At 38.3% G+C, this 10,038-nt stretch carries 5 protein-coding genes; all 5 read left to right on the plus strand.

Translation table 11 applies throughout. From position 1 onward, the window contains the following. Positions 1–3 precede the first annotated feature (3 nt). The 5 genes from DWZ63_RS04860 to DWZ63_RS04880 all read left to right on the plus strand — a co-directional run bounded on the left by DWZ63_RS04860 (position 4) and on the right by DWZ63_RS04880 (position 9,602). The gene (locus DWZ63_RS04860) at positions 4–795 is read left to right on the plus strand and encodes a phosphatidate cytidylyltransferase (protein ID WP_022013435.1); all 792 of its coding nucleotides are present in this window, start codon (positions 4–6) and stop codon (positions 793–795) included. A gap of 101 nt (positions 796–896) precedes the next feature. Next, complete coding sequence (gene dxr, locus DWZ63_RS04865; RefSeq protein WP_055941869.1) at positions 897–2,051, plus strand: 1-deoxy-D-xylulose-5-phosphate reductoisomerase; 1,155 nt, start codon at positions 897–899, stop codon at positions 2,049–2,051. Positions 2,052–2,078: 27 nt separating this feature from the next. Continuing rightward, positions 2,079–3,437 (plus strand): RIP metalloprotease RseP, encoded by a 1,359-nt coding sequence (gene rseP / locus DWZ63_RS04870; protein WP_055941872.1) that lies wholly within the window; start codon positions 2,079–2,081, stop codon positions 3,435–3,437. Positions 3,438–3,691: 254 nt separating this feature from the next. Next, positions 3,692–4,741 carry a flavodoxin-dependent (E)-4-hydroxy-3-methylbut-2-enyl-diphosphate synthase gene (gene ispG / locus DWZ63_RS04875; RefSeq protein ID WP_055941874.1) on the plus strand — a complete coding sequence of 350 codons (1,050 nt, stop codon included), beginning with the start codon at positions 3,692–3,694 and terminating at the stop codon, positions 4,739–4,741. Between the two features lie 148 nt (positions 4,742–4,889). Continuing rightward, positions 4,890–9,602, plus strand: a complete 4,713-nt coding sequence (locus DWZ63_RS04880) for a PolC-type DNA polymerase III (protein ID WP_118498932.1) — start codon at positions 4,890–4,892, stop codon at positions 9,600–9,602. Positions 9,603–10,038: the final 436 nt, after the last annotated feature.

A 10,038-nucleotide genomic window follows, 5' to 3' on the forward strand; every position in this document is an offset into this window, starting at 1 on the left:
TTTATGTTTAAAACAAGATTATTAAGCGGAATCGTTCTTATGGCGATAACGATAGCACTTATGGTTTACGGAGGGTATCCTTTATTCTTTGTTATAACGCTTATCTCAGTGATAGGACTTTATGAACTTTACAGAGCCGTGGGCATGGAAAAAACAATGCCTGCACTTATCGGATATATATCAAGCATAGTGACTGATGTATTGATACTTAACAACGGCTTTGAGGAACTTGTCATGTGGCTTATCCTCACACTTATGGTTCTCATGGCGTGTTATGTCATTGCCTATCCTAAATATAATTCAGAACAGATGACAATGCTTATGTTTGGTCTTATATATGTGACGGTTATGCTGTCATTTGTATTCAAGGTAAGATATGTATCTAACGGAATACTTCTCGTCTGGTTTATATATATAGGTTCATGGGGGTCAGATACCTGTGCTTATTGTGTTGGCAAACTTATCGGAAAACATAAGATGCCGTCAAAACTCAGCCCAAATAAAACCATAGAAGGTTGTGTCGGTGGGATAGCTGGTGCGGCACTTATAGGATTTATCTTTGCAATGGTATTCTGGGGCAAAGGGCAGATGCTTTGGCAGTTGCCGATAATAGGTGCTGTCTCTGCAGTTATCTCACAGATAGGTGACCTTACGGCATCGGCAATAAAGAGAAATCACAATATAAAAGACTATGGAAATCTTATTCCGGGTCATGGTGGAATACTCGACAGATTTGACAGTGTTATATTTACTGCACCTATCGTATTTTACCTTGTTAAGTATATGTTATTATAATTATAATAAACTTATGTTTGTTTTAGAGCAGGAAGAGATATTTTGAGCTAATCTAAAATGTCTTTTTAATAAAGAAAAACTGCTCAGAAATGGGAATTGATATGAAAACAAAAAATATAGCGGTGCTTGGTTCCACGGGTTCGATAGGAACCCAGACGCTTGAAGTTATAAGAAACAATGATGATATGAGGGTTGTATCTCTTGCCGCAGGCAGTAATATAACTTTATTGCAAAAACAGATAGAGGAATTTTCGCCAAAACTCGTATGTGTCTTTGATAAGAAAAAAGCAGAAGAATTACAAAAAAATCTAAAGAACCCGGAGACTGAAATAGTAACCGGTATGGACGGACTTATAGCCTGTGCCACGATAGATGAAGCCGACATAGCAGTTGCGGCGGTTGTCGGAATGATAGGCATAAAACCTGTTATCGAGGCGGTAAAAGCGGGAAAAGATATTGCCTTTGCAAACAAAGAGACACTTGTTACGGCAGGTCATATAATCATGCCAATGATAAAAAAATATGGTGTGAAACTTCTTCCGGTAGACAGCGAACATTCGGCAATATTCCAGAGTCTTAACGGTGAAAATGCTTCGGATATTGACAAAATTCTTCTTACTGCATCAGGTGGTCCTTTCAGAGGAAAGAAAAGAGAAGAACTTATAAACATTCAGGTTGAGGATGCACTGAAACATCCAAACTGGTCTATGGGCAGAAAGATAACTATCGACTCTTCGACAATGGTAAATAAAGGTCTTGAGGTGATTGAAGCAAAGTGGCTTTTTGATGTGTCCTGCGATGATATTCGGGTCGTGGTACAGCCAAAGAGTGTTATTCACTCAATGGTACAGTTTAAGGACGGTGCAGTTATAGCACAGCTTGGAACACCGGATATGAAACTGCCTATACAGTATGCACTCACATACCCTGAAAGAAGATACCTCCCCGGAGAGAGGCTCGATTTTTGGAAAATGTCGGAGATAACTTTTGAAAAACCTGACATGGAGACATTTAAGGGGTTAAGACTTGCGTATGATGCCTGCAGGGAGGGCGGCAGTATGCCTACTGTCCTTAATGCAGCAAATGAAAAGGCTGTTGCGTTATTTCTTGACAGAAAAATAGCATATCTGCAGATAGCAGATATAATTGAAGAATGTATGCTTAAACATACAACGGTGAAAGAGCCGTCTTTAGAAGAAATTCTTGAGATTGAACAGAAAGTTTATTCATATATATTGAGTAAATATGATAAATGATAATAAACAGATTTTATGGAGGATCATATGAATATATTGGTGGCGTTATTGATATTTACGGTCATAGTCGTAATACATGAGCTGGGACATTTTCTTCTCGCAAAGAAGAACGGTGTCGGTGTTCCTGAATTTTCAGTCGGAATGGGACCAAGACTTATTACCGTAGCAAAAGGTAAAAAAGGATTTATTTTTAAATTGTTCTGTTCACAGAAATATTTTGAGAATAATGAAGACTGGCAGAAATGTACGAAGTATTCATGGAAACTTCTGCCTATTGGCGGCTCATGTGCCATGGTAGGAGAGGACGAGATAAACGAAGATGAAAATTCTTTCAATGTGAAAGGCAAATGGGCAAGATTTTCAATAGTGTTTGCAGGTCCGTTCTTTAACTTTATACTTGCATTTGTATTTTCGGTGATAATACTTGCAAATGCCGGAATTGATTATCCTATAATCGAACATATATATGACAACCAGCCGGCAGCAAGTTCAGGACTTGAAGTTGGGGATGTCGTAAAGAGCATAAATGGTAAGAAGATAACGATAGGCCGTCAGATAGACACATATACCATGCTTCATCCGCTTACGGGAGAAGATGTGGATATAGTTGTAACAAGAAACGGCAAAGAAAAATCTTTTAAGATAGACCCTAATTATAAGACATATCTTTTCGGATTTTCATATGGAACAAATGAAAAAGCGGCAGCCGAGGTTTCTTCTGTCACAGAGGGTAAACCTTTTGAAAAGGCAGGCTTTAAGGCTGGGGATATAATTAAAGAAGTAAATGGTAAAAAAATTGTCAATGCAGGCGAACTCAGTACGGCTATGAATGAGGTAAACAGTGACGGAAAAGAAGTTACATTTTTAGTCGACAGAAAAGGTGAGGAAAAAACATTCAAAGTAACGCCTGAACCATATTCAACAAAAACACTTGGATTTATAGCATCAATGGATGAAAAGAGCAAGAGTACATTTGATGTTGTCAAGTACAGTTTTGTTGAGGTAAAATACTGGATAGAGACAACAGTTGGAAGTCTTGGAGCACTCATAACGGGAAATGTATCTATCAAAAATGTATCAGGACCGGTCGGAATCGTTGATACGGTAGGGGATGCGATAAACCAGAGTAAATCTTACGGATTTAAAGTCGTTATGCTGCAGATACTTTATATGTCAGTATTACTTAGTGCGAACTTAGGTGTAATGAACCTTTTGCCGCTCCCTGCACTTGACGGAGGGCGAATCGTATTTATCCTGATAGAAGCCATAAGAGGAAAGCCTGTAGATAAGGAAAAAGAAGGCTTCGTACATTTTGCAGGATTTGTTGTGCTGATGCTGTTCATGGTATTTGTAATGTATAATGATATAATAAAGATATTGCATTAGGCAATAGATTTATAATCATTAAGCCGTCGGTCAATGCTATCTGGTAAGAATTAATTTTTTGGAATTTTGCCCCGGTGTATTGGGATATATTTCTTAGATGTTGCAATCATTATTGTCAGTATTGCAAGTGTTGACAGTAGAGTATTTTAAACCATGGTGTCTTTAGGACATCATGGTTTTTGTGATATATAATTGGTAACAGTTCAGCCATAAAAAGATAAAAGTGTTGATTTTTTTTGAAAAGAGGTAGAAAAATGTATAGAGATAATACGAAAGTTGTAAAAATAGGAAATGTTGCTATCGGAGGAGGAAATAAGATTGCAATACAGTCTATGACAAATACAAAAACAGAGGATGTTAAAGCAACGGTAGAGCAGATACTTGCACTTGAAAAGGCAGGCTGTGACATAGTCAGAAGCACTGTTCCGACGATGGAAGCGGCAAAAGCGATTGCGGAGATTAAAAAACAGATTCATATACCGCTGGTTGCCGATATTCATTTTGATTATCGTCTTGCTATTGCGGCAATGGAGAACGGGGCAGACAAGATAAGGATAAATCCCGGAAATATCGGTTCTGCTGAGAAAATAAAAGCAGTGGTCGACGTGGCAAAAGAGAGGAACATTCCGATAAGAGTCGGTGTAAACAGCGGTTCTCTTGAAAAAGATCTCATAGAAAAATATGGCGGTGTTACAGCGGAGGGAATTGTTGAGAGTGCACTTGATAAAGTTAAGATAATTGAAGATATGGATTATGATAATCTTGTTATAAGCATAAAATCGTCAGATGTTATGATGTGCATAAAAGCTCACGAACTCATAGCAGGAAAGACACCTTATCCGCTTCATGTTGGAATAACGGAGTCAGGTACGGTATTGTCAGGCAATATCAAATCAGCGATAGGACTTGGAAATATACTTTATCAGGGAATAGGTGATACGATAAGGGTTTCACTCACCGGTGACCCTGTCGAGGAGATACGCTCAGCTAAACTTATATTAAAAACTCTGGGACTTAGAAAAGGCGGTGTGACTGTTGTCTCATGTCCGACCTGCGGCAGAACGCAGATAGACCTTATAAGCCTTGCGGCAAAGGTTGAAGATATGGTAAAAGATATGGATATGGATATAAAAGTTGCCGTTATGGGATGTGCCGTAAACGGACCGGGAGAAGCAAGAGAAGCTGATATAGGAATAGCAGGCGGAAATGGTGAGGGACTTCTTATAAAGAAAGGTGAGATTATAAGAAAAGTGCCTGAAAATGAGATACTTGCCGTGTTAAAAGAGGAACTTGAACGCTTATAAATATTCTTACACTTCCCGTGTATAGAGCACAGTAGGATGCTTATGTTATAAGACAACTGCGTTCATGAGCAGGCAGCGAAAGTGAATTGCGAATGTCAGCTATATGTGTTAAATATCGAAAATGATGCAGAAATGGAGCCGAATAAATATGCAGAGATTGTTACTTGAAACTTTTGAAGGTCTTAATCTTACAGATAGACAGCGAAAGATATTTGATGATGTAAATGTTGAAAATGTCGTTGTTTCAAAAGAAAATAAATTGATAGAAATATATCTTGTAAGCAGCCATGTTGTAGCATACAGGGAGATATGTCTTTTAGAGTACGCATTAGGTGTTTTTTTCGGCAATGCTGACATTGACATAAAAGTACATGACAGATTTGAACTTTCACAACAATACAATGCAAAGGTATTTTTTGATGAGTATAAAGACAGCCTTCTTCAGATATTCAAAGCTGAAAATATATTAGAGTTTGATATGCTCTATCAGGGAAATTTTGAGATGAAGGAGTCAGAAATTTATATTTCATGTGAAGATGACAGTATGTACCGTGGCAGGGAAAAAAATTTAAAAGACAGTCTTGTAAAGATATTTAATGAGAAAGCAGGATTTGATATAACTGTAGATGTTGAATATACCGAGCCTGTAAAAGAAAAGGAAAAGAAAACAGAAATATTTAAGTTCCCGTCAAAACAAAAAACAATGCAGAGACAGGACAATATCCCTTTACAGAACACTGCCGAATTGCAAAATGGTATGTCAATGTCAAAAAACGGAACAGACGGAATGGGTTCAGATATTCCTTTTGATGCGGCGGATTATTATGTTGATGATATGGCATATGCTGCAACGAATATGGGCTTTGATATTCCGGTGGAGCCGGCTGCCGGTATGGAACCGGAAAACAATATGCAGCCTAAAGCTGTGGCATCTGATACCGCCATGATGGGATTTGACATACAGGCTTCAGGTAACGGCTCTGCAGGCACATCAAAAAACAGCAATGCACAGAATAATATAGCAGCTAAAAAATCAACAGATAATGGTTCATCAAAAAAGACAGCCGCAGGTGGTTCAACAAGATATGGAAACGACAGAAAATATGGTAAAGGTAAATTTACAAAGAGCAAGATTCCATTTGATGAGGAATGTTTCTATGGCAGAAATTGTGACGGAGAAATCACAAAGATTGCTGACATTCAGGATGAGATTGGTGAAGTTGTAATAGAAGGTATGGTTTCCTCAACTGAGGAGAGAGAGATAAGAAATGAAAAAATCATATTTATGTTCAATGTAACTGATTTTACGGACACTATTTCTGCAAAGATATTTATAAAAAAGGATGAAGCCGACCCTATAAGAGACAATATTAAAAAGGGTAAATTCATAAAGATGAAAGGTATCGCACTTTACGATACATATTCAAGAGAAGTGGGAATAAGTTCAATAAAGGGCATAAAGCCGGGCAAGGACAACCGTGTATATCGAGAAGATAATTACGAGGGAATGAAGAGAGTTGAACTTCATGCACATACACAGATGAGCGAGATGGATTCTGTTATGTCTGTCTCTGATTATCTGAACACTGCAAAGAGATGGGGACATACGGCAGTGGCAATAACAGACCACGGTGTGGTTCAGGCATTCCCTGATGCCGACCATTGTTTAAAACCGGATGACAATTTAAAGATGCTTTACGGAGTTGAGGCATACCTTGTAGATGACCTTATCGGAACAGTCAAAAATGACAAGGGACAGAACTTTGACGGCTCGTTTGTCGTTTTTGACCTTGAGACAACCGGATTTGGTGCAAAGAGCAACCAGATAATAGAAATCGGTGCAGTAAAAGTAGAAAACAGACAGATAGTCGATACTTTCAGCACATTTGTAAACCCTGAAAGACCTATTCCGTTTAATATAACAAAATTGACGAGTATAGATGATAATATGGTCGCAGGCTCGCCAAATATAGATGTGATACTGCCTAAATTTCTTGAATTTTGCGGTGATAGTGTTATGGTCGCACATAATGCATCGTTTGATATGGGATTTATAACACAGAAAGCAAGGGAGAGAGGTTATGACATTGATTTTACGGTTATCGACACTGTTTCAATGTCAAGAGCATTATTGCCTGAACTCTCAAAATATAAACTTGACACGGTCGCAAAAGCACTCGGAGTATCACTTGAAAATCATCACAGGGCGGTTGATGATGCAGGCTGTACGGCAGAGATATTTATAAAACTTATAAAGAAACTTGATGAAAAAGGTATAGATACTCTTGCAAAATTAAATGAGATAGGTAAGCCGTCTATGGAAGCAATAAGAAAAATGCCGTCATACCATGCGGTCATACTTGCCAAAAATGAGACAGGTCGTGTAAATCTTTACAGGCTTATTTCTGAGTCACATTTAAAATATTTCAGCAGAAGACCAAAACTGCCAAAAAGTCTTTATCTTGAATACTGTGAGGGACTTATGATAGGTTCAGCCTGTGAAGCGGGCGAGCTTTATCGTGCAATACTTGAAGAAAAGCCTGAGGAAGAAATAGACAGACTTGTCAAGTTCTATGATTATCTTGAGATACAGCCACTTGGAAACAATGCATTTATGGTAAGGGATAGCGACAAATATCCTCAGATACAGGATGAAAATGACCTTATGGAGATAAACAGAAAGATTGTTTCTCTCGGTGAAGAATATAATAAACTCGTAGTCGCCACCTGTGATGTGCATTTTCTAAATCCGGAGGACGAGGTCTACAGACGCATAATAATGGCTGGAAAAGGCTTTAAAGATGCAGATTTTCAGGCACCTCTTTATTACAGGACAACTGCTGAGATGCTCTCTGAATTTCAGTATCTCGGAGCAAAAAAGGCTGAGGAGATAGTTATAACAAATACAAATCTCATAGCCGACATGGTAGACAATATAAAACCATGCAGTCCGCGAAAATGTCCGCCACAGATTGAAAATTCAGACCAGGATTTAAGAGATATATGCTACAATAAAGCACATTCAATATATGGTCCTGACCTGCCTCCGGTCGTAGTAGAGCGACTTGAGAGAGAGTTAAACTCTATTATAAGCAACGGATATGCCGTTATGTATATCATCGCACAGAAACTTGTGTGGAAGTCAAATGAGGACGGTTATCTTGTAGGCTCAAGAGGTTCGGTAGGTTCGTCATTTGTAGCGACGATGGCGGGAATAACAGAGGTAAATCCGCTGTCGGCACATTATTACTGTCCAAAATGCCACTATTATGACTTTGATTCAGAGGATGTAAAAAAATATGTCGGCAGCTCGGCTTGTGATATGCCGGACAAGAAATGTCCAAGATGCGGTGAAATGTTGTGCAAAGAGGGACACGACATTCCGTTTGAGACATTCCTCGGATTTAAGGGAGACAAAGAGCCTGATATTGACCTTAATTTCTCAAGTGAATATCAGAGCAATGCACACGATTATACAGAGGTAATTTTTGGTGCAGGACATACTTTCAGAGCAGGAACAGTAGGAACGCTTGCAGAAAAAACTGCTTACGGATATGTAAAAAAATATTACGAGGAAAGGGAACAGTCAAAACGAGGTGCTGAGATAGAGCGAATATCGCAGGGCTGCGTAGGTGTCAGACGAAGCACCGGACAGCATCCCGGCGGAATTGTAGTTCTGCCGATGGGAGAAGAAATCTATACATTTACTCCAGTACAGCATCCGGCAAACGATATGACCTCTAAAATAATAACAACACATTTCGATTATCATAAGATTGATGCAAACCTCTTAAAACTTGATATATTAGGTCATCAGGACCCTACCATGATAAGAATGCTTGAAGACCTTACGGGAGTTGATGCATCACAGATAAGAATGGATGATAAAGAAGTGCTTTCACTGTTTGAAAGTACCGAAGCACTCGGAATAAAACCTGAGGATATAGACGGATGCCCATTTGGCTGTCTTGGTCTTCCTGAGTTTGGAACACCGTTTGTACATGGAATGTTAAAAGAAGCAAAACCTAAAAACTTTTCAGACCTTGTGCGAATATCGGGACTTTCTCATGGTACTGATGTATGGCTTGGAAACGCACAATACTATATTTCAACAGGTGACTGTACACTTTCAACAGCCATATGTACACGAGACGATATAATGATATATCTTATTCATATGGGAGTTGAGAATGAGCGTTCTTTTAAGATAATGGAGAGTGTAAGAAAAGGAAAAGGTCTGACTCCTGATATGGAAGAAGATATGAGAGCATGCAATGTCCCTGACTGGTATATAGAGTCATGTAAAAAGATAAAATATATGTTCCCGAAGGCTCATGCAGCCGCATATGTAATGATGGCACTGAGAGTAGCATACTTTAAAGTACATTATCCTTTGTCATATTATGCAGCATTTTTCAGCATAAGAGCTACCTCATTTAACTATGAGCTTATGTGTCTTGGAAAAGAAAGACTCGGATACTATATGGACGATTATAAAAAGAGAAAAAATGAACTGTCGGACAAAGAAAAAGATACATTTGAGGATATGAAGATAGTTCAGGAAATGTACGCCAGAGGTTTTGAATTTGTAAAGATTGATATATATCGTGCAAAGGCAAACAGATTTCAGATAGTAGACGGAAAACTTATGCCGGCATTCTCAACAATCGACGGACTTGGAGATAAAGCCGCCGAGATGATAGAGGACGAAGCGAGCAAGGGTAAGTTTTTATCAAGGGAGGATTTTAAGAACAGATGTAAAGTCAGCGAGAAAGTTGTGGAAACAATGGCAGATTTAGGGCTTATGGGTGATTTGCCACACAGCAACCAGATTTCGCTGATGGATTTTATGGAGATGTAGGTGAAAAAATGACAGAAGTAATGAAAAAAATTTTGGCAGATAGTGATGATGCAGGGTAAGTATAATCAATATGCAATACAAAAATGAAAAGAGGATTAAAAAAATACCTAAAGTACATTTTATAGGTAATTGCGAAACTAAATATATATTGTGTCAATTGCACAGCTATAACAAATAATATCGTCGGCACGCTTTCGCTATGTTGTCGTATAAATCAGCAAAAAACACTGCCATATAAATGAATGCTACAGCTCGAAAATAAAATTTTCTCGCTGTTCGTTTCACTCATATAATTTTCATTAAAAATAATTGTATGCAAGCATACATTATTTTTAGTTTGAAAATTGCATTCATTTAGAGTACAAAGTGCTGACGACGACAAAAATGCCGACTAACACTATTTGTTATATCTGCACAATTTAATCAAGATTTATGA

Origin of the sequence: Clostridium sp. AF34-13, assembly GCF_003477845.1 — a bacterium.
GTDB lineage: Bacteria > Bacillota > Clostridia > Lachnospirales > Lachnospiraceae > Butyribacter > Butyribacter intestini.